The following is a 22,599-nucleotide window of genomic DNA, read 5'->3' as shown; positions in this document are numbered from 1 at the left end:
TTCACTTTTATTAAATTATTATTAATTATTAAAAAAAATTATGATTAATGCATTTATTATATGCGTGCATAATGTAATTTTGATGTTTTTACTTAATTTTTAATAAAAAACAAAAAACAAAAAATAAAGAATAAGTGCAAATGAATCAAAATCACTGATAATTATTAAATTTTAAAGGCGCTTTTTTATTAATATCAAAAATATTTGTACTTTGCCATCATAAACCAACAAACTTTAACCCAATGAGAGTGTATTTACTTTTTTTGTCATTGTTTTTTTGTAGCCTAACTTTTGCTCAAAATACAATTTCAGGTATTGTTACAGACAGTAACAATCAACCTATTCCTGGAGCCAATATCAAAATTGTTGGAGAAACCGCTGGTAGCGTTACCGACATTGATGGAAAATTTACTTTAAATTCATCAAAAAAACCTCCCTATGTGCTTACTATTACAAGCATAGGTTATGGTTCTCAAAGAGTAAATGTTTCTTCAAATAATCAAAAAATCAGTGTTAAGCTTGCTGATGCAGAAACAAAATTGAATGAGATTGTTGTTTCTGCTTCCAGAACACCGGAAAGAGTATTAGAATCTCCTGTTACTATTGAAAGAATGAGTGTTGCTGATATAAAGAAAACGGCATCGCCAACCTTTTATGATGGTTTAGAGAATTTAAAAGAAGTTCAGATGAATACAAGTAGTATGTCCTTTAAGTCAATAAATACACGTGGTTTTGCAACTGTGGCAAATACTCGTTTTATGCAATTGGTTGACGGAATGGACAACTCTTCACCATTATTAAATTTTGTGTTAGGAAATTTAATTGGTGTTTCAGAAATAGATGTTCAAAGTGTGGAGTTGTTGCCAGGTGCATCTTCTGCTCTATACGGAGCAAATGCATTTAATGGTATTCTGTTTATGAATAGTAAAAGCCCATTTACAAGTCAAGGAATCACTGCTTACGCAAAATATGGGCAAACTAGTCAAGAAGCTGCAGGGTCGAACGATTTTATTGATTATGGAGTTAGAATGGCGCATGCGTTTAGTTCAAAATTAGCGGGTAAAGTTAACTTTACTTATATGAGAGGTACAGATTGGCATGCAACAAATTATGATGACAAAACACATCCGGGTATTGACAGAAGTAATGTGAATTACGATGGTATAAATGTATATGGGGATGAAGTTTCTACAAATTTAAAAGGAGTTGGGCAATCATTGGCTACTTTAGGTTTGATATCTCAAGGAGCTGTCAACTTACTGCCTAACTATAATGTGAGCAGAACGGGGTACAACGAGGTAAATTTAACGGATAATAAAGCAAGTAATACTAAAATTGATTTCTCGCTTCATTACAGACCTTTTGGAAATGAAAATTTAGAAATCATTTGGCAAAGTAAATTTGGTTTTGGAAATGCAGTATATCAAGGGGCAAACAGATATTATTTGAATAACTTTTTTATGCAACAACATAAATTAGAATTTAAAGGTAAAAACTTTTTTGTAAGAGGGTATACTACAACTGAAGACGGGGGAGATTCTTATGATATGCTTTTTACAGGTATCAACATAAATAGAAAATGGAAAGATGATAAAACATGGTTCGGACAATATGCAGGTGCTTATATTCAATCTACATTAGCTGGTATGACTCCTGAAAATGCGCATATTGCAGCAAGAGCTACTGCCGATACAGGTAGATTTTTACCAGGAACGCCTGAGTTTAAAAATGCTTTTAATCAAGTAATTGCTGATCCAAGTGTGCTTTCAGGTTCAAAATTGGTAGATAATTCTAAAATATACCATTCGGATGCAAATTATAATTTTAAAGACGTTATAAAATTTGCCGAAATTCAAGTTGGTGGATCTTTTAGATTGTATGAATTAAATTCTCATGGCAGAATTTATACTGATGCAAATGGACCTATTAATTACAATGAATATGGTGCTTATACACAGTTAACAAAAAGATTTGTAGATGACAGATTGAAATTTACAGGATCTCTTCGTTATGATAAATCAAAAAATTTCGATGGTAGTTTTTCACCTAGAGTGTCGCTAGTATATTCTGGAGGAGAAAGTAAGAAACACAACTTTAGAGCTTCTTTTCAAACCGGTTTCAGAAATCCTTCAACGCAAGATCAATACATTGGTTTTAATGTGGGAAGTGCAATATTGCTTGGTTCAGCTCCTGATAACTTAACAAGATATAGTGAAATTTTACCAGTTTCAACTGCTGTAGGTCAGGCTTTTGCTGGTGGATCAACTGTTGTTATGACGGGGATTAATGCTTATAATAATTCATACACAGCATCTTCGGTTGGGGCGTTTAGTGCCTTGGCAGCTAGTAATCCTGTTGCAGGGTCCGCTTTGTTGAGAAAAACAAATGTTAATTATGTGAAGCCAGAACAGGTTAAAGCATTTGAATTAGGATACCGCTCATTCATAAAAGACATGTCAGTTGATATTAATGGATATTATAATATTTACAATGATTTCATTGGAAACTTAAATGTTGTTGCGCCGTTATATGGTAAAGCACAAGATTCTCCAAGTCCTTTAGCAGGTCCAACAGATCCTGGAACACAGTCATTACATGCGCTTCAAAATGGTAATTACAGAGCCTATCAATTATATACGAATACTAATATTGAAATCAAATCCCTTGGTTTTGGGATTGGACTTTCTAAAAAAGTATATAGAAATTTCGAAGTTGGTGTTAATTATAACTTTGCTGAATTTAAGTTTGATCAAGAAAAAGATCCAAGTTTTGAAGCTGGGTTTAATACACCAAAACATAGAGTAAAAGCTTCATTTGGAAACGAAAAATTGTTTGATAATTTTGGATTTAACATAAGCGGAAGATGGAATAGTTCCTATTTGTGGCAATCTACAATGGTGGATGGTATGATCGCTTCAGCTACAGTAATCGATGCTCAAGTAAATTACAATATGCCAAAACTTAAATCAACTCTTAAATTAGGAGCTTCAAACATTGGCGGAAAAGAGTATACTCAGGTATTAGGTGCAGGATTAATTGGACAGCAGTTTTTTGCTTCTTGGACAATCAACCCATAATTAAGGCTTTAATTTAAAAAAAAATACGACCATGATAAAAAATTTCAAATGGCTACTATTGGTTTCTTTAAGCTTTGTAGCATGTAATAATGATGATAATACAACTGTCGTTGAAGAGCCGGTGAGTTCGGGGACGGCTAGTTTTACAAAATATGTTGCGTTAGGGGATTCTTTTGCGGCAGGTTATAGTGATGGCGCGCTTTTCAAAAAAGGACAGGAAGGTTCTTATGTAAATATAGTAGCTCAGCAATTTGCTACTGCAGGTGGAGGGGACTTCAAGATACCTTTTACATCAGATAATTTTGGTGGATTGTTATTGGGAGGAAATGTAATAGCTGGAGTTCGCTTGTATTTCAATGGCGCAGGGCCTGCGCCGGTTAGTGGAACACCTACAACTGAAGTGAGTACTAAAATCACTGGGCCTTTTAATAATTTAGGAATTCCTGGGGCAAAAAGTTATCATTTGGTAGCGCCTGGATATGGAAATGTTGCCGGAGTTGCTTCGGGTAAAGCAAATCCTTATTTTGCAAGATTTGCAACTTCGTCCGGTACAACAGTTTTGGCCGATGCTTTAGTTCAGGCACCCACTTTCTTTTCATTATGGATTGGAGGGAATGATGTCTTGGGTTATGCTACATCTGGGGGTGTTGGTGTAAACCAAACAGGGAATTTAGATCCGGCTACTTATGGTGGAAATGATATAACTGATCCTAATGTTTTTGCAAGTGTTTATTCAAGTTTGGTTACTAATTTAACTGCAAATGGAGCAAAAGGAGTGGTTGCAAATCTCCCTTATGTAAATACGCTTCCTTATTTTACAACTGTTCCTTATAATCCAGTTCCGTTAACTGCAGAGGTGGCTGCTCAATTAAATGCTGGTTATGCAGCATATAATGGTGGATTGCAATATGCTGCGGCAAATGGTTTGATTACGGCTGCAGAAGCAACAAAGAGAACGGTTAAGTTTGTTGCGGGCAGTAATGCGGTTGTTGTTGTTGATAGTTATTTAACAAATTTAGCTGCATATGGCATCCCTTCTTATAGACAAGCTACTGCTGAGGATTTGCCTGTTTTAACATCTAGAACTTTTATCGGGACTCTTGTGAATGGTAATCCAGCTGCTGTTAATGGGGTTTCGGTTCCTTTAGCTGATCAATGGATATTGACTAAAGATGAGATTGCCGAAGTTAAAGTTGCTACAGATGCTTATAATGTCACTATAAAAGCAATTGCTGATGCTAAAGGACTGGCTTTTGTTGATACGAAAGTGATTATGACTCAATTATCAAGTGGAGGAATTGTTAGTAATAGTTTTACACTTACTTCGGCTTATGTAACTGGTGGGGCGTTTTCACTTGATGGGATTCATCCCAGTCCTAGAGGTTATGCTTTAATTGCAAATGCTTTTACGGCTGCCATAAATGCGAAATATTCTTCAACATTAAAGCCTGTTGATTTGAGTCAATATTCGATATTATATCCAGCCATAATTCAATAATCGTATTGTGGTCTGGCATGAAAAACCATCCGTTTTATAACGTGGTGGTTTTTTTGTTTTTACCCGAATAATAAAGGTTTGTTTGTTTTAAAACAATATAAAAAAACAAAGCAGTAAAAATATGCGGTTTTTTTATAAAAAAATATTGATTTTATATTTTAAAAAATTATCTTTGCGCACTGAAAAAAGCATCTAATCGATAAATTTCGGTTGGTATTATTTCATAAACCTAAATAGCTATTTAATAAATACATAAGTAATGTCTAAAGTAATAGGAAAAGTTGCCCAAATCATTGGCCCAGTAGTTGACGTTGTTTTCAACGGTAAGGATGTTGAACTTCCAAAAATTTATGATTCATTAGAAATCACAAAAAAAGATGGTACATTATTAGTACTTGAAGTGCAATCTCACATTGGTGAAAACACAGTTCGTACCATTTCGATGGACTCAACAGATGGTTTGAGTAGAGGTTATGAAGTAGTTGGAACAGGGAATCCTATCCAAATGCCAATCGGTGCAGATGTTTACGGCCGTTTATTCAACGTAATTGGAGATGCCATTGATGGTTTAGGAAACTTGCCAAAAACAGGTGAAAACGGAATGTCTATTCACAGACAAGCTCCAAAATTTGAAGATTTATCTACTTCTTCTGAAGTTTTATTCACAGGTATTAAAGTAATCGATTTAATTGAGCCTTACTCAAAAGGGGGTAAAATTGGATTGTTCGGTGGTGCTGGAGTTGGTAAAACAGTATTAATTCAGGAGTTGATTAACAATATCGCAAAAGGTCACGGTGGACTTTCAGTATTCGCAGGAGTAGGAGAAAGAACACGTGAAGGGAATGACTTACTTCGCGAGATGTTAGAGTCAGGAATTATAAAATACGGGGATGAATTCATGCACTCTATGGAAAATGGAGGATGGGATTTATCTAAAGTTGATATGCCAGGGATGAGAGAGTCAAAAGCTACTTTCGTTTTCGGTCAAATGAATGAGCCTCCAGGAGCTCGTGCTCGTGTGGCACTTTCTGGATTATCTATCGCTGAATATTTCCGTGATGGAGCAGGAACTGATCAAGGTAAAGATGTATTGTTCTTCGTGGATAATATCTTCCGTTTTACACAAGCAGGTTCTGAGGTTTCAGCACTTTTAGGTCGTATGCCATCTGCGGTAGGATACCAACCAACATTGGCTACTGAAATGGGTGCGATGCAAGAGCGTATTACATCTACAAATAAAGGTTCTATTACATCTGTACAAGCGGTTTACGTTCCTGCGGATGATTTAACTGACCCGGCTCCGGCTACAACTTTTGCTCACTTAGATGCTACTACTGTATTGTCTCGTAAAATTGCTGAGTTAGGAATTTATCCTGCGGTGGATCCATTAGATTCAACTTCAAGAATTCTTACTCCTCAAATCTTAGGTGATGAGCATTATGACTGTGCTCAAAGAGTAAAAGAAATTTTACAAAAATACAAACAATTACAAGATATTATTGCGATTCTTGGTATGGAAGAATTATCAGAAGATGATAAATTAGCCGTTTCAAGAGCGCGTCGTGTTCAACGTTTCTTATCTCAACCTTTCCACGTTGCTGAGCAATTTACAGGATTAAAAGGAGTTTTAGTTGATATTAAAGATACTATCAAAGGATTTAATATGATTATTGATGGTGAATTAGATCACTTGCCAGAATCAGCTTTTAACCTTAAAGGTACCATTGAAGAAGCTATCGAAGCTGGAGAAAAAATGTTGGCGGAAGCTTAAAATTAGTTTAAAAGTTTAAAGTTTAAAGTTTACTCATAACTTTAAACTTTAAACTTTTGAATTTCAAACTACAAAAATATGTTATTAGAAATAGTATCACCAGAAGCAAAATTATTTTCAGCAGAAGTGACTTCGGTTACATTGCCAGGAGTTGATGGAAGCTTTCAAATTTTGAATAACCACGCACCAATCGTTTCTATTTTAGGAAAAGGTGTTGTGAAAATTACAGCTTCTAATTTTGCTTTCGCAAAAGAAGTAGCCAGTAAATTCACAAAGCTAGATGATCAAAATTATACACTAGCAATCACTTCAGGAACAATTGAAATGAAAGATAATAAAGTTATTATTTTAGCGGACTAAAGTAATTTCGATTATAAAAAATTAAAGCCTAACTTAGTCGTTAGGCTTTTTTTATGTCCAATCCCAAGCAATTATATTCCAAACTGTACCATCTTCTTCATAATGATCGATTGTTTTGAAACCAACGGATTCGTGTGCTTGCATGGAGCGAAGGTTTATAGTGGCAACTTCGGTGATTAAATAATCAAATTGATGTTGCAGCTCCTCTCTGTAAAAATGATAAAGACCTCGAAATATTCCTTGTTTTCTATAGTTTTTATCTACGCAAATTTGACCCATTACAACGAATGTTTTATCCTTGGGCACTAATCCATCGATTCTTTCAAACATGGGTATAAGAACCTCAATTTCGTTTCTAAAGCTGGATAGCATCACCAATGCAAAACCTACTACGATATCATTGTCTTTTGCAATAATATGTGCACAGGCTGAATTCATTTGTTCTAATAGGGCAACAGTGTGTTGTACGGTAACAAATCCTTCTTGAAGTTTTTCTTCAGAACTTATGTTTTGGGAACTATTTTGTAATTGTAGTGTTCTAATTTGTTCTAGTTCATCTAGACTTGATGCTCTTTTGTAAATTATCGGTTTCATCTAATGCTATTGATTAATTACCATTTGTTTTAGCTGTAATTATAAAAATAGATAATCTTTTAATTATGAAAAGCGAATTCAATCTTTATTTTATAATTAGTTTCGAATTCATTTCGGCATAATAGGTTTCATTGTATTTTGCTGCAACTACAAGAGCTCCTGAAATTAAAATAAGATTTTTAATTATGTATTGACCAACCAGAGTAGGGCAGTAGGGAAAAGCATCAAAACAGACTGTTTTTAGAATAAAAATAGGAAAAAAGGTAACTGCCATATGCATCAATAGCAATACAATTGTGTAAGGAATAAATCGTTTTATGAGTAATCCAAGACCTATAATTACTTCACCAATACCTAGAATTGGAATAAATATTTCGGGTTTAAACCAATAAACAGTTTGTTCTACTAATTCTCCTGCAGGACTCATCCCGAAAATTTTCAAAGTACCAAACCAGACGTATATTATAGCAAGTGAAATTCGCATCAGATTGACACTGTGTTTTTGCATTTTTTTACTAAATCTAAAATAAAAGGATTTGAATGTTGGTTCCATAATGAAATTGTTAGTTGTATTCGTTTCCTGTTTTGCAATGTCAGAAATCATTGTTATTGTATATGTAGCTAATAGTGAATAAATAGCCTAACAGATTTCCAACGTCTGTTAGGCTGTAGTTGATAAAATGAAATATTAAAACAAACCACTAAAACAAACCATCAACTTATTTATATAAATTATTCAGCACCGTCAGTAGCGGCTCTAGCGAGAGCAATACCACCCACTTTTTCGCCTAATTCAAGTCCTTTTTCACAATCACTTCTATAGTGGATACAGCCAAACATTCTAGAATCAGATGCTTCTTTTGCCATATTTATAAAACGCTGCGATTTTTCAGGAATTAAATGTGATAAAACTACGCAAGCAGCTCCACTAAAAGTAGAATGACCCGATACATAAGAAGGGAAATTTGGTGTTCCAGTCATTGTTTTTATAGAAGGATCCATTTGTGATGGTCTTGGATTAAAATAAGTATACTTAGCGTCCCAGCAGCTAATGGCGGCGTCCATCATAGCAATATTCAATAATGCCATATTTCTTGCCCATCGTACTTCACTATAATTTTGTTCTACAAATGACTCTGATGCAATAGCATTCCAGTGCCCGGGTGGTGTATAAGTTCCTACGCCATCAGCCCAAAAAGTAACAATTTCCATGTTCTTTCTGGATGGATTATTGGCATAATTTTTTACTTCAGCTAATTCTTTTGCAAATTGTTCTGATTTTGTAGACGGGGGTGAAGCTGGACGGTTCGCTATAACCATTTCAGGAGTCATAAGGAATGATTTGACTTTTCCGAATAATGGTAACATAGGTGGTCTGGTAGGTAATTCTAAAGATTTCCATGGTGTTTCTCCAGTAGCCAAAGTTTGTGTTTCTAATTGTGTCCAAAGTGCTTGGTTCCCAATAGCAGCCCCAGCTCCATCTGTACTGGCACGTGCGATAAATTTTGCCGCAATTTTTCTGCCTAAAATGATACCGGCATCTACATCACTACGAACGTTAGCACCGCTTATAATGCGATACAGTTTTTGTTCTTCTGCTTTTCCGTCAATGTATGCGATTTCAGTTGGGAACAATAGTTTTAATAATTCAACAGTTACACCAGATAATACACCGTCTTCTGAAGGATAAGAAGGCATAGGACTTTTTGGAATTAAAACTTGTAATGTTGCATCAACAGTAAACGGAGCTGCTCTATTGTATAGTTTTTTATAATACCAAGTGGCAACCATTGCGTCATATTGGGCTGCACTTACATAGGCATAAGCTCTAGCTGCATAAGGTGGATTTGAAAATGGAAATTGCGGATTTGCAAAAGGATTCGCCGCTGATGGTGCAGGATAGGTTCCATCTTCATTTTGATAAGGAGGACGGTTGTGTCTTGCCACTAAAGTTCGCATGATTTCATTCCAGCGTAAAACACCACCAGCGCTCCAATATTTTATTATTCTTTTTTGATCTTCTGATATATTGACTTGGTAGCTTTTTATTTCATTGATTTCTCTTGTGTATGCTGGTGTACTTGTGGCAACAGGTGCATCAAGTGGGAATTCGTTTGGAGTTGTTAATAAAAAAGTTTTCCAAGTTCCGGCTGCATCATCTGTATTGGTAGGATTTAAAGCTTGAAATTGTTCGTTTTTTTCAGTAATATCATCACTACATGAATAAGTACAGGCAAGAAATAAAGTTATAAGAGTAGTGTAGGCTATTTTTTGTATTTTATTTTTCATCTTGATTTGCTATTTTTTAAAATTAATCACATAAAACAAACCACCATAAAAGGTGTCTGATTTTCCAACGTTTCTACCTTCTACAACATAGTTATAACCGCCTACAAGAGATAATTCAGGTATTTTTTTAAATGTATATTTTGAATTAACACCATATTTTAGTGCATTCATTGTATTACTTGGAAAAGGCATATTATTTTTTGTAATGTCAAATCCTCCAGATTGGGTTACCCAATTGTCTATAATGAACTCAGCAATTAATCTATTAGAACGATAACCAGCTCTAAAGTTCACTGAAATGGCATCAGGCATATCAACTTCGTTTGTATAATGGATTTCGTCAGTTAAATAAGCATTTCTGTCAATTGTTATATTCGCTCTTTTTACATAAGCACCAGATAATGTAGCAAAGAAGTTTCCTCTCTGATAATCTCCCATTAATCGCAATGAAGCGGTTTTGCTTCGTAAACCGAGACTTAATGGTAAATAATCAGCGGGATAATCGGATAGTGGTGTTGAATAACTTCCCAATACATAAATGGAATAGGTGGATTGGCCAACTGTTTTCTCCAGAGGCATGTATTTTAGCGTAAGCGAAAGATCTTGAATTCCTTTTTGACCTTTCATGGTTCCAGCAGAAGCGTTGGTTTCTACATACGGCACACTAAAAATAGCATTCAATTTATCTGAGATACCATAATTTCCCATTAGACCAATGGATTTTGTGGATACGGTGCCAAGGTTTAGATTTTCTCTCTTGAAATCACCTTCCCAATATTGATCCCAACTACTGTATTGGTATATTGTTCCAACGCAAAAGTTGTTTTTGCTCATCATGATGCCATCAATATCTGTTTGAGCATTCATGAAAATAGGTACTAATAATAAGCAACTTAAGTAAATTTTTTTCATTTTAATAAAATGGTTTAATTATGAAATGGCATAAGTAATCTTTTGTTTTTATAATTTTATTCTAAAGAACAACTGAAGAGAATTAACGCTCTTCAGTTGTTAATCTAAAATTAATGCTTCATTGACATTGTCATTTTTTTATTCAAATTGAAACGATATGAATAACCAACATTGATAGAGTAATCTGCAAAAGCGGCATCACCTTGTACATGTACGTATTTGCTTGGATCTGTAATTACTGAATTTTGTAAATCTTGAGAAGCAATATCAGCAGCACTTTGAATACGGTTTTTTACAACATTGTAAGGGATGTAAAGACTGAAACCATGTTTTCCTATACGGTATGAAAAGCCATATTCAACAGCAATAACATATCCAGGACGACGGTATGCTACTTGACCACCAAAAGCGTCATAAGCAGGAATGCCTTCAAATCTTCCAGCTAATGATACGGTGAAATTTTCTTTTTTGTCAACAGCAGCCATAAAACCTGCACGTCCAAAATATTGGTCTGGACTAGCGTAGATTTCATATCCTTCCAATCCAGCTTTTGGTGCTGATTTGAAAGTGCCATTAGATTCTCTTGGATTAAATAAATAATATCCATTTGCAAAACCATAAAGACGCCCGGTTAATTGTCTAAAAGCTTGTATTTCTACTGAATAACCAACACCTCCGTCACCAGGTTGAATAGCTTGGTCCATTACTACACTTTTAGTAGTTCCGTCTGCTTGTGGTGCGTCATCTCTTCGATCATGGCTACCAGTATTTAATTTTACACCTAATCCTACCATAAGATTTCCTTTTTTGGCAGTTTTTGGATCAAAAACCCAATAGTTTACACTTAAACGCGCATCAGCAATTCCATCAGCGTAAACGCTGTAACGATAAGTGTTTTTTACCGGTGTAGTTTGTTTTAAAATTTGAGAACGTTCATTGTTTACATAAGGCAATGTTGCGTTCAATTGGATGCGGTCAGTCAATCCGTAAGATATATTTAAATCAACCGCATGTGAATAGATGTTTACTGCATTACCGCGTTCTTTTCCGTTTGCATCAAACCCACCTCCTGTTAATTGGCGTTGTGGTTGCTCTTCTGTACCAACAAAGTGCCTCCAAGAATGAAAATAGCGATAATTTGCTCCTACTTGAAACTCCCCTTCACTTAAAGTATAGGAATTAGAAGAGTTCATGTTTTGTCCCCCCATTTGGCGTACAGCCACACAACCTTGAGCAGTCATATTTTGGGTATTGAAACCGATTGTAACGAATAAAATAATTATAAAAGCGGAATGTAAAAAAGATAAATTTTTCAAAGTTTAGTTTGTTTGAATGGTTAATAATGTAAAATAGATTGGCACAACTTCTTTTAAATAAGACTGGTGATGAAAACAGTTTAATAGTAAATGGCATATAATCAATGTAATACAAGATTGTATTTTTGGCTCTTGCCAAAAAGGGTACCCAGGTATAACAAAGAAAATGACGGGCTAAAAGATTACTTTGCAACAAATGGTTTTAAGAAATCTTTTGTTGAGATTTGCAAATGAATTTAAGTCTAGATGTAAAAAGCAGAAAAACGTACCTATTAAAAGTAAAATAATAAATAGACCAATATTGTAAGCTCAAAAACGAGTGGCTTTAAAAAACAGTATATTGTGTTGTTTTTTACTGGTAAATTTTAAATTATTTGTAATTAATATACATTTTAGCTCAAGCAATCATGAATTATAATGCTTTTGCAAAAGTCTAAGTCTGTGAAAGGTTTCACAAGAAATAAAGAAGATTATGCCATATCAGGCGGAGAATACGATAAAGAAAAGTATCCGGAATGTAATGCCATGTTTGGCGTAATGATTGGCTCTATTGAGCTAATAGCAGTTTTTGGAGAAAAATCAACCGCAATAGTATTATTTGGAATGTAATCTTGTAGAAAAGATTTCATCAGTTTTTTTACTGGAGCGTCTTTTGAAGAAGATCCATTGAATAATTGATTGTCAACAATGTCTTTTAGGTCTTTACCTATTGCATCCTGATGTGAATTATGAAGGTAATAAAGACTTAAGACGTTATTTTGAATTCTTTTCTTGAAAATATGGTAACTTTTATTATTTATAACCACATCTTCATTTACATATTCAAAATCAGTGTCTTCAATAAAAGAATATAAAGTAGCATTTAATTTTATTATGTGCATCTCTGAACTAGGTGCCTTTTCCATACTAGTTACCCATGCTTGCTCTTGTTGATAAGCAAACATCAGATAGTATCCCAGAACATTGTAAAACAATGTTACTAATAAGAAAAGTGATGCAATTCGTTTCATAATGGCCGAAAGTAGAAAACTATTTTATAACGAAATATTTTTGAAGTGAATTTTAAGATAGTTTTAACATAATTTTAACATAATGTTGAATCGAAACCGTTTTCGAAATTTTTTATCATTTTTATTTCCACTATTATTTTTCATTTGTTAATTTTTAAAGAATTTCATTTTTATGAATAGTATAATTCGATCTTAAAACCGAATGAATCCCATAATTACAATAAGTCACTAAACAAAAATGGAACAAAATATATAAACCAAAAAAGATGCTTATTTTTGTGGCCTATGAGAAAATTTCCAAAAAAATTATCCGCTAAACTTGAAATCAGAAAGCAAAATAATGCCTTGCGACAATTGTCTTTATCCAGTAAAGGGGTTGATTTTGCTTCCAATGATTATCTTGGATTGTCTAAATCAGAAACTATTTTTCATGATACTCATGAGTATTTAATTCAAAATAATAGGGTTCAAAACGGAGCAACAGGTTCCAGATTATTATCCGGAAATCATAAATTATATCCAGAAACCGAAAATTACATCGCTCAGTTTCACAAATCAGAATCGGCTTTGATTTTTAATTCGGGGTATGATGCCAACGTTGGTTTTTTTAGTTCGCTTCCGCAAAAAGGCGACTTAATTTTATACGATGAATTGTGTCATGCTTCCATTCGCGACGGAATTCAACTGTCGAATGCCAAAGCCTATAAATTTAATCATAATGATTTTGAGGATTTAGAACGATTGATTCTTCGTAATCAAAATGCAGTCATCTATATAGTTACCGAATCTGTTTTTTCGATGGATGGCGATACACCCAATCTGGAGGAATTAGTGCAAGTATCCGAAAAGTACAATTGTTATTTAGTGGTTGATGAAGCGCATGCTTTGGGCGTTTTTGGTTCAACTGGAGAAGGATTGGTTCAAATGTTAGGCTTGCAAAATCAGGTTTTTGCACGGATTATGACTTTTGGGAAAGGTTTGGGATGTCACGGAGCCGCTATTTTAGGATCTTTAGAATTGAATGATTATTTAGTAAATTTTTCCCGAAGTTTTATTTACACCACAGGACTTTCGCCACATTCGGTTGCTACGATATTGATGGGGTATCACTATTTAGACAAAGAGAAACAAAACATAGAAGTGCTGAGGGAAAACATCATTCATTTCAATCAGGAAAAAAGCGTATTGGGTTTAAAGCAATTATTTGTTAGAAGTAAATCGGCCATACAATCAGCCATAATTCCAGGAAATGAAAACGTTAAATCCATAGCTCAAAAGTTACAAGCAAAAGGATTTGATGTCAAAGCGATACTTTCGCCAACGGTGCCAGAAGGGCAGGAGCGACTGCGATTTTGTTTGCACAGTTTTAATTCAAAAGAAGAAATCTCAGAAGTGTTGCAATTGTTGAGTACTTTTGTGTTTAGCCACAGATGACACGGATTAAACGGATTTTAATTTTTAAACCATAAATAATGACTGAAATTTTACACAAAGAATTATCGGAATCTATATTAAAAGTTTTTTTATGAAGTTTATAATGAATTGGGTTATGGTTTTCTTGAAAAGGTGTATCAAAACGCAATGTATTTAGAATTAAAATCACAAGGTTTTAAAGTGGAACCTCAAAGGCAAATTAAAGTATATTATAAAAAAGAACTTGTTGGTGATTTTTTTGCCGATTTATTAATTAATGATGTTATCATTTTAGAATTAAAGGCTTGTGAGAGTTTGGTGAAAGCGCATTATGTTCAAACTTTAAATTATTTAAAGGCGACAAATATTGAAATAGGTTTGTTATTAAATTTTGGAGAAAAACCAGAAATTAAAAGACTAATTTTTACAAATAATAGAAAAAACTAAAGAATCTATATAAATCCGTTTAATCCGTGTCATCTGTGGCCAAATATCTATGAAATTATTTATTACAGGAATATCTACCGATGTCGGTAAAACCATTGCATCAGCAATTATAACAGAATCGCTAGAAGCTGATTATTGGAAACCGATTCAAGCGGGCGATTTAGAAAACTCTGACAGTCATAAAGTCAAATCGTTTTTGTCTAATAAAAATACCGTGGTTCATCCTAATAGTTATGCTTTGAATACACCGGCGAGTCCTCATCTGGCGGCTGAATTAGACAATATTGTTATTGATTTAAAGAAAATCATCGAGCCAAAAACAGCAAATCATTTAGTTGTTGAAGGCGCTGGGGGTATTTTTGTGCCATTAAATTCAAATGATTGTGTTATTGATTTGATTCAGCCCGATTATAAAGTGATTTTGGTTTCCAGACATTATCTAGGAAGTATCAATCATACTCTGCTCACAATTGAAGCCTTACAAAACCGAAAAATTACTATCGCAGGAATTATTTTTTCTGGTGACGAAAATAAAGCTACAGAGACAATAATATTGAGTAAAACTGGAGTAAAATGCATAGGAAGAATTGAACAAGAACCCTATTTTGACCAAAATGTAATCAAAGAATATGCTGATTTGTTCCGGGAGAATTTATTGAAACTTCAATAGCAATCACAATAGCAAAATTTAAAATCAAATGAATTTAACAGAAAGAGACAGCCAATATCTTTGGCATCCTTATACACAACACAAAACTGCAGCATTGCCAATTGCCATTAAAAAAGGAGAAGGGGCTTTGCTTTGGGACGAGAATGACAAAGAATATATTGATGCCATCGCTTCTTGGTGGGTAAATCCATATGGTCATTCGAATAAATTTATCGCGGATGCGATTTATAAACAACTCACCACATTAGAACATGTTCTTTTTGGTGGATTTACGCATGAGCCAGCAATTTTGGTTGCGGAGAAGTTGATGGAAATTTTGCCAAAAAACCAGCAAAAAATATTCTTTTCGGATAATGGTTCTACCGCAGTGGAAGTTGCGATTAAAGTCGCACTACAATATTTTTTCAATAAAGGGGAAAAGAGAACTACAATAATTGCTTTCGAGAATGCTTTTCATGGCGACACTTTTGCGGCCATGGCAGCGAGCGGAATTTCCTTTTATACGCAGGCTTTTCATGGGATGTTTATTGATGTAGTTCGGATTCCAGTTCCTGTAAAAGGAAAAGAACAGGAAAGTTACGATGCACTTGACAAAGTTATAAAAGAGAATAACTGCGCCGGTTTTATTTATGAGCCACTTGTTCAAGGAGCAGCAGGAATGGTGATGTATGAACCGGAATCATTAGATCAATTAATCCGAATTTGTCAGGAAAATAAAGTACTTACTATTGCTGATGAAGTCATGACCGGTTTTGGAAAAACAGGAAAAACTTTTGCAACCGATTATCAGGTAGAAAAACCAGACATGATGTGTTTGTCAAAAGCGTTGACAGGAGGGACAATTCCTATGGCAATTACCACTTTTACTCAAGATATTTTCGAGGCCTTTTACAATGATGATATTAATAAAGCGCTGTTTCACGGGCACACATTTACCGCAAATCCTACAGGTTGTGCGGCGGCTTTAGCAAGTATAGAATTGTTGCAAACTATTGAAATGCAAGCGAGTATTGCTCGGGTAAATCAAAGCCATCTGGACTTTCAGGAACACATAAAAAAACATCCTAAAGTAACCACAACGCGTGTTCTGGGAGTAATTTTTGCTTTAGAAATAAAAACGGAAAGTGCTGCCAGTTATTACGGAACCTTACGTAATAAATTGTACGATTTTTTTATCGAAAACGGAGTAATTCTGCGACCTGTTGGGAATATCGTTTACATTTTGCCTCCTTATATCATTACTGATGAGCAATTGAAAAAAGTGTATCGAGTGGTTGAAAAGGCTTTAGAAATAGTTTAAATTTATAACAATAATGGGGTATTTTGAAAGTGTAAATTTTCAAACCTTGGTAAACTTTGTAAAAAACTTTGCGACCTTTGCCCTTAAATAATAATCGTATTTTGTCACAAACAATCTCTATAACTGCTATCGCTTCCATTTCACCTTTAGGGAATACTCCTGAACTGATTTGGGAAAATTATCTAACTGAAAAACATTGTTTTGTTGAGCGTGATTTAGACTTTAAAAAAACATTTGTAGCGGCCTTAGATGCTACTTCAGAACAAGTTGTCACTGAATTGCGAGAATCAGATAACAAGTACAAATCGTTAGATAAATCTGTTTTGTATGCTATGGTGGCATCAAGAAATGCGATGCAAAATGCTGGTTGGTCTCAAAATGATGTTTTCGGAATTAATATTGGTTCTTCTCGTGGTGCCACAGATTTGTTCGAAAAGCATTATAAGGAATATTTAGAAACAGGAAAAGCACACACGCTGTCTTCGCCTACGACAACTTTGGGAAATATTTCTTCTTGGGTTGCTCATGATTTGCAAAGTTCAGGTCCTGAGATTTCGCATTCTATTACTTGTTCTACTGCTTTGCATGCAGTTTTAAATGGTGTGGCTTGGCTAAAGGCTGGAATGGCTGATAAATTTTTGGTTGGAGGTAGTGAAGCACCTTTAACGGATTTTACCATTGGACAAATGCGTGCGTTGAAAATTTATTCGAATAGTGAAGAGACGTATCCTAATCGTGCTTTGGATTTAGAAAAGAAACAAAGTACGATGATTCTGGGCGAAGGCGCCGGAGTTTGTTGTCTCGAAATTGGGAAAAAAGAAAATGCCTTGGCTTATATTGAAGGAATTGGCTATGCGACAGAAATTTTGGAACACAATATTTCTATCTCTGCAGAAGCGAGTTGTTTTCAAAAATCAATGAAAATGGCGTTGCAAAATACAGATTTATCACAAGTTGATGCAATTGTCATGCACGCACCGGGAACCATAAAAGGTGATTTAACCGAATATCGAGCGATTGAAAAAGTATTTGGTGAAAGGCTTCCGTTATTAACTACTAATAAATGGAAAATTGGTCACACTTTTGGTGCTTCAGGAATACTTAGTATGGAATTGGCCATTATGATGATGCAACACAACACCTTCATTGGAGTCCCTTTTGCGAAAGCGCAATTACAAACAAAACCGATTAGAAAAGTATTGATTAATGCCGTTGGTTTTGGCGGAAATGCAGTAAGTGTTTTGTTGTCTCTGTAGTTTTGGTTAAAAATCAGCCGCAGATTTGAACGGATTTCCACAGATTATTTAAAATATCCCCCAACTTAAATGACCTCGTATGTCTTATATGGTTAAAATATAATATCCGTGATAATCTGTTATATCAGTTTCATCCGTATGCCAATCCTTCTAATTCCTTTACTTTATCATAAACCAGATTGCTCTCAAATCCTCGGCGTAACATATAATCACAGAATTTCTTCCGTTTTTTCATTAAATTGGTTTCTCTTATGGATTCCCAGTGTCTTTCTGCTAGTGTGTGAAAAGTTGTTGCATATTCCTCAGGAGTGATTTCCTTTAATGCAATATTGATAAGTGTTTGTGTTATTTTTTTTGACTTTAATTCGTTTACAATCCTAATTTTTCCCCAATGTTTAATGCGGTGTTTTCCTCTGGCAAAACTGCACGCAAAACGTTCTTCATTTAGAAAATTATCGCTGATTAGATGTGCCATAATACTGTCGATTTCCTCTGACTCCATTTTCATACTTCGCAGTTTTTGTACTACTTCTTCATGACTGCGTTCTTGATAGGCACAAAAATGTTCGATTTTATGGATGGCTTCTTTTAGGGAATAAACGTCATTCATTTTTGATTTTATTGATAGATATAAATATTTTATAAATATTTATCAATCTATATTGATTCCAAAAATAGTATTTTAATTGAATAGGATTCTGAATTAATCGTTGGAATTCTTTCTTTTTAACTTTTCTTATTTTAAATAAGTTTATTTTTTTTAGCGCTTTTTTTTAAATTTAGAAGTGTTTTTGTGGCAAGAATCCCTGAAAAAACACACTTTTTCACTTTATTTTGTTTAACGATATTTTTTTGTATTTAGTTGTTGCTGCAAAAAAAATATTTTTATAAAACTCATTAAAACAGTATTTTATATTTTAAAAAAAAGACATTTTTTTGAAATATATACAAATAATATTTTTTTATAGGTTAAACAATATTGTATATCAACTTATAAAAAAGTACTTAATCGATAATTTTAGATTGACCATTTTAAAAAAATATCAAAAATTATCTTTGTCAAACAAGTTTTTGTTTTAAAATGTAGATTTTCTGTTAGTACTTCAAAACTAAGAGCTGGATTTATACGTATTTAAATGCTGATATGACAAGAATCTTTTTTGAAATAAAAAAGATTTAAAAAATTTGTGAGATTTTAATTTTGATTAAACGGTTAATATGAATAAATTTTTACTTTTAGTAATTGCATCTTTTTTTAGTTTTGTTTCGGGTTATGGACAGACTGTAGTGAATTTTAATTCAGGATCTACTAATTGGATTTGTCCTGCCGGAGTGACATCCATAAAGGTTGAAGCGTGGGGGTCTGGATCAGGAGGTAGTAGTAATGGTGGCGGCGGTGGTGCTTTTGCGGGAAACAATACTCTTGCAGTAACTCCAGGAGTAACTTATCTTATAACTGTTGGTGCAGGTGGGAATTCTGGTAATAACGGACAAGATTCCAGTTTTGGAACCTTAGTTATTGCTAAAGGTGCTGAAGGTGCTGCAGGCGGATTGGCGTCAGCCAGTACAGGTACAATTAAATATAATGGTGGAAATGGTGGATCAAGTGGTGGAAATAGCGGCGGCGGTGGCGGCGGATCAGCCGGTTCCCTAGGAGATGGTGGAAATGGTGGAAATGGTGGAGGAAATTCGCCTGGAGTAGGTGGATTAGGTGGTAGTGGAATTAGTGGCGTTGGAGGTGCTGGCGGAGGTAATAAAGAGAGTGGAAATGACGGTTTAAATCCAGGAGGTGGAGGTGGAGTTAGTGGAAATAGTAATTCTGTAAACGGAAAAGGAGGTAATGGGAAAGTTGTTATTACTTATGCTTGTAAAGTATATAGTCTTACAAGTGTTTCGGTACCTACCTCTGCATGTACTCCTCCTAGTACAATTGTTGTAACTCTGTCGGGTTCGGCTAATGGTCTTCCGGTAGGTAATTATACAGTAACCTATACAAGAAGCGATCCTAATGCAACAGGATTGACAGCTTCTATGACTGTAACTACTGCGGGAACTGGAGTTTTTACAGCAGTAGGATTGACTAATCCGGATAACGCTGGAACGACTATTACTGTTACAAATTTAGCGTCAGGTTCATGTTCAAATGGAATTACATCAAATAATATTTCTAATACCTTTGTATTGCGTGCTCCATTAAGCGCTCCTTCCGGTTTAAATGGGTATGGATCTTGTCCTAATTATATCGTTCAATGGAATAATGGATCTCCGCGTGTTGATAATTATTTTTTAGATGTTTCTATTAGTAATACTTTTGGAACATTTTTGGCTGGATATAATAGTAAAGATCTTGGGACGGCTTTCTCTGCAACTATCACAGGGCTAGCGAGTGGTACAACATATTATTACAGAGTTCGTGCAGCTAATGTATGTGGAACATCTGGAAATTCTGTTGTAGCAAGTTTTGTTGCTCCAGGGGTGTCAGTAGCTCCAATCACTGGAGGTTCAACAACTGTTTGTGTAGGTTCGCAAACTCCAGCGTTCAATGATGCAACCTCAGGGGGAACTTGGTCAATAATAAATGGTACAGGAAGTGCAACAATAACATCTGGGGGAATTGTTTCTGGTTCTACTCCAGGGACTGTTACAGTTGTCTATTCAGTAAGTAATAATGGCTGTACTAGTTCAGTGACAATGCCTTTAACGGTAAATGCTTTACCATCCAAGCCAACTGTAGGAGTACCTAATCAGCCTAATTGTAATTCAAATAAAGGAAGTGTTTCTGTAAGTAATTTGCCAACGTCAGGTATTTTAGTACAAAACATAGGAGGTGTAATTACAAATTACACTATTACGGGACAAACCATGAATATTACGGGACTTTCTCCTGGCGATTATACATTTAGCGTATCTGTTGGTTCATGTAGTTCAATTGTTTCTGATATAGTCAAAATTAACCCAGTAACAACAACATCTTGGACGGGTACATCTTGGTCAAAGGGGATTCCAACACTTTCTGATGAAGCAATTATTAATGCAAATTATGATACTTCAATCCATGGAAAGATTGACGCTTGTAGTTTGATTATTAATAATGCTACACTTATTGTAGGGAATCAAAACTTTGTTACAATACAAAACGATTTAACGGTTAATCCAAGTGGAGTCATGAAGATTTTGAATCAAGGCTCATTGGTAATGATAAATGATTCAGGTATTATTACTTATAAAGGTATTATTGAGGTGAATAAAACAACAACGCCCTTTGAAAAATATGATTATACATATTGGTCTTCGCCAATAGTTGGTCCTGCAAACATAGGAGCAATATTTCCAACATGGCGAACAGATTATGCATTTGCATTTCATCCTGAGAATTTCATTGATGCTAATAATGATGGTTTTGATGATAATGGTGATGATTATATAAATGCATCTACGATGGACCCGGGTAGGGGATATATTATTATGGGACCCACTTCGGGAAGTTTTCCAAGAACAGAATCAGTGGTTTTTACGGGTAAAGTTAATAATGGAGTAGTTAAAACGGACATCGTTTTAACTCCTGGGACTGACCCTGAAGATGACTTTAATTTGGTTGGCAATCCTTATCCATCGGCTATATCAGCAGATGCATTAATAAAAGCTAATATTAGCGGGACAGGTACAATCAATAAGACTATTGAAGGAACTTTGTATTTTTGGACGCATAAAGCGGATATTTCAGTTAGCAATCCTGGGCCAGACGGACTAAATTTTTCTCAGGATGATTATGCGGTATATAATTTAAGCGGTGGAGTAGGTACTTCTGGTAGTGCTTCAGGAGGAGGAAAGCCTTTAGGATATATAGCTTCGGGACAAGGTTTTTTTGTAGAAGCTGATGTTGCGGGTTATTTGACTTTTAATAATTCTATGCGTGTCAGTCCCTCGATTGTATCTTCTCAACCAACACCCACAAATGCAAACACCCAGTTTTATAAAATTTTACCAACTAAGGATAAAGCAGTATCTAAAGATCGTGTTTGGCTGAATCTGGAAAATGAGGATGGTATGTTTAGTCAACAATTAGTGGGTTATTTTGAAAATACAACTATGGGTTTTGATAATGGGTATGATGGTTTGGTTAGTGATGCTGGTAATTATGTTAGTTTTTATTCCTTTATAGATGAGGGGATTTATAAAATACAAGGAAGAGAATCTTTTGATAATAAGGATCAAGTTCGTTTAGGTTATTTTAGTGCGGTTGCAGGACCTTTTAATATTAATATTGACTCTAAAGAAGGGGTTTTTGATGAAGATCAAACAAATGTCTATTTAGAAGATAAATTAACCAATACTATTCATGATTTAAAGAAAGGACCCTACAATTTTGAAACAGACAGTGGAACATTCAATGATCGTTTTGTATTGCGTTACACAGATAAAAAATTAGGAACGGGAGATTTTGATAAAGCAAATTTGGAGGTTGCAGTTACTGTAAAAAACAAAGAAATAAAGATTAATTCAGAGATTGAAATGCTAGATAAAATTTTAATTTTTGATATTTCTGGAAAACTAATTTATAAAAAAGCTAATATTAATAATAATGAGACTACAGTTGTAAATTTGACTTCCGGAGTACATACTTTATTAGTAAAGATTGTTTTGAAAAATGGACAAAATCTAACTAGAAAAATTATTTATTAAAGA

At 34.5% G+C, this 22,599-nt stretch carries 17 protein-coding genes; 10 read left to right on the top strand and 7 right to left on the bottom strand.

Going from position 1 to position 22,599, the window contains the following annotated elements; all coding sequences use genetic code 11:
* Positions 1 to 242: 242 nt before the first annotated feature.
* The 4 genes from T410_RS03755 to T410_RS03740 all read left to right on the top strand — a co-directional run bounded on the left by T410_RS03755 (position 243) and on the right by T410_RS03740 (position 6,706).
* A complete protein-coding gene (locus T410_RS03755; RefSeq protein WP_035668835.1) occupies positions 243 to 3,077 on the top strand; it encodes a TonB-dependent receptor domain-containing protein in 2,835 nt (944 codons plus the stop codon).
* Between the two features lie 31 nt (positions 3,078 to 3,108).
* Complete coding sequence (locus T410_RS03750) at positions 3,109 to 4,575, top strand: SGNH/GDSL hydrolase family protein (RefSeq protein WP_035668834.1); 1,467 nt, start codon at positions 3,109 to 3,111, stop codon at positions 4,573 to 4,575.
* Positions 4,576 to 4,834: 259 nt separating this feature from the next.
* Complete coding sequence (gene atpD, locus T410_RS03745; protein ID WP_035668832.1) at positions 4,835 to 6,346, top strand: F0F1 ATP synthase subunit beta; 1,512 nt, start codon at positions 4,835 to 4,837, stop codon at positions 6,344 to 6,346.
* Between the two features lie 78 nt (positions 6,347 to 6,424).
* On the top strand, positions 6,425 to 6,706 hold the full coding sequence (locus T410_RS03740) for a F0F1 ATP synthase subunit epsilon (protein ID WP_035668831.1): 282 nt from the start codon (positions 6,425 to 6,427) through the stop codon (positions 6,704 to 6,706).
* A 51-nt stretch (positions 6,707 to 6,757) separates the two neighbouring features.
* Here T410_RS03740 and T410_RS03735 read toward each other — a convergent pair whose 3' ends face one another.
* The 6 genes from T410_RS03735 to T410_RS03710 all read right to left on the bottom strand — a co-directional run bounded on the left by T410_RS03735 (position 6,758) and on the right by T410_RS03710 (position 12,827).
* Positions 6,758 to 7,300: a GNAT family N-acetyltransferase gene (locus T410_RS03735; protein ID WP_035668830.1), complete on the bottom strand. Its 543-nt coding sequence runs from the start codon at positions 7,298 to 7,300 to the stop codon at positions 6,758 to 6,760.
* Positions 7,301 to 7,385: 85 nt separating this feature from the next.
* Positions 7,386 to 7,808 carry a DoxX family membrane protein gene (locus tag T410_RS03730; RefSeq protein WP_238567341.1) on the bottom strand — a complete coding sequence of 141 codons (423 nt, stop codon included), beginning with the start codon at positions 7,806 to 7,808 and terminating at the stop codon, positions 7,386 to 7,388.
* Between the two features lie 224 nt (positions 7,809 to 8,032).
* Positions 8,033 to 9,589, bottom strand: a complete 1,557-nt coding sequence (locus T410_RS03725; protein WP_035668829.1) for a vanadium-dependent haloperoxidase — start codon at positions 9,587 to 9,589, stop codon at positions 8,033 to 8,035.
* A 9-nt stretch (positions 9,590 to 9,598) separates the two neighbouring features.
* Complete coding sequence (locus T410_RS03720) at positions 9,599 to 10,501, bottom strand: hypothetical protein (RefSeq protein WP_035668828.1); 903 nt, start codon at positions 10,499 to 10,501, stop codon at positions 9,599 to 9,601.
* Positions 10,502 to 10,611: 110 nt separating this feature from the next.
* Positions 10,612 to 11,817 carry a hypothetical protein gene (locus T410_RS03715; RefSeq protein ID WP_051929347.1) on the bottom strand — a complete coding sequence of 402 codons (1,206 nt, stop codon included), beginning with the start codon at positions 11,815 to 11,817 and terminating at the stop codon, positions 10,612 to 10,614.
* Positions 11,818 to 12,287: 470 nt separating this feature from the next.
* Positions 12,288 to 12,827, bottom strand: a complete 540-nt coding sequence (locus T410_RS03710) for a hypothetical protein (RefSeq protein WP_152556927.1) — start codon at positions 12,825 to 12,827, stop codon at positions 12,288 to 12,290.
* A gap of 285 nt (positions 12,828 to 13,112) precedes the next feature.
* Between T410_RS03710 and T410_RS03705 the strand changes: the two genes are divergently transcribed.
* The 5 genes from T410_RS03705 (at position 13,113) to T410_RS03685 (ending at position 17,913) form a co-directional block, all read left to right on the top strand.
* A complete protein-coding gene (locus T410_RS03705) occupies positions 13,113 to 14,261 on the top strand; it encodes an 8-amino-7-oxononanoate synthase (RefSeq protein ID WP_035668824.1) in 1,149 nt (382 codons plus the stop codon).
* Positions 14,262 to 14,408: 147 nt separating this feature from the next.
* Complete coding sequence (locus T410_RS03700; protein WP_238567340.1) at positions 14,409 to 14,687, top strand: GxxExxY protein; 279 nt, start codon at positions 14,409 to 14,411, stop codon at positions 14,685 to 14,687.
* A gap of 49 nt (positions 14,688 to 14,736) precedes the next feature.
* Positions 14,737 to 15,357: a dethiobiotin synthase gene (gene bioD / locus T410_RS03695; protein ID WP_035668823.1), complete on the top strand. Its 621-nt coding sequence runs from the start codon at positions 14,737 to 14,739 to the stop codon at positions 15,355 to 15,357.
* Positions 15,358 to 15,385: 28 nt separating this feature from the next.
* Positions 15,386 to 16,657, top strand: a complete 1,272-nt coding sequence (gene bioA, locus T410_RS03690) for an adenosylmethionine--8-amino-7-oxononanoate transaminase (protein WP_035668822.1) — start codon at positions 15,386 to 15,388, stop codon at positions 16,655 to 16,657.
* A 101-nt stretch (positions 16,658 to 16,758) separates the two neighbouring features.
* Positions 16,759 to 17,913 carry a beta-ketoacyl synthase N-terminal-like domain-containing protein gene (locus tag T410_RS03685; protein WP_035668820.1) on the top strand — a complete coding sequence of 385 codons (1,155 nt, stop codon included), beginning with the start codon at positions 16,759 to 16,761 and terminating at the stop codon, positions 17,911 to 17,913.
* Positions 17,914 to 18,043: 130 nt separating this feature from the next.
* On the opposite strand, the gene T410_RS03680 is transcribed toward T410_RS03685, so the two are convergent.
* Positions 18,044 to 18,523 (bottom strand): regulatory protein RecX, encoded by a 480-nt coding sequence (locus tag T410_RS03680; protein WP_035668819.1) that lies wholly within the window; start codon positions 18,521 to 18,523, stop codon positions 18,044 to 18,046.
* A 608-nt stretch (positions 18,524 to 19,131) separates the two neighbouring features.
* On the opposite strand from T410_RS03680, the gene T410_RS16420 reads away from it, so the two are divergent.
* Positions 19,132 to 22,596: a T9SS sorting signal type C domain-containing protein gene (locus T410_RS16420; RefSeq protein WP_051929346.1), complete on the top strand. Its 3,465-nt coding sequence runs from the start codon at positions 19,132 to 19,134 to the stop codon at positions 22,594 to 22,596.
* The last annotated feature ends 3 nt before the right edge of the window (positions 22,597 to 22,599 follow it).

Origin of the sequence: Flavobacterium sp. 83, from assembly GCF_000744835.1 — a bacterium.
In the GTDB taxonomy this organism is placed as follows: domain Bacteria; phylum Bacteroidota; class Bacteroidia; order Flavobacteriales; family Flavobacteriaceae; genus Flavobacterium.
This window is presented reverse-complemented; position numbering and strand designations above follow the sequence as displayed.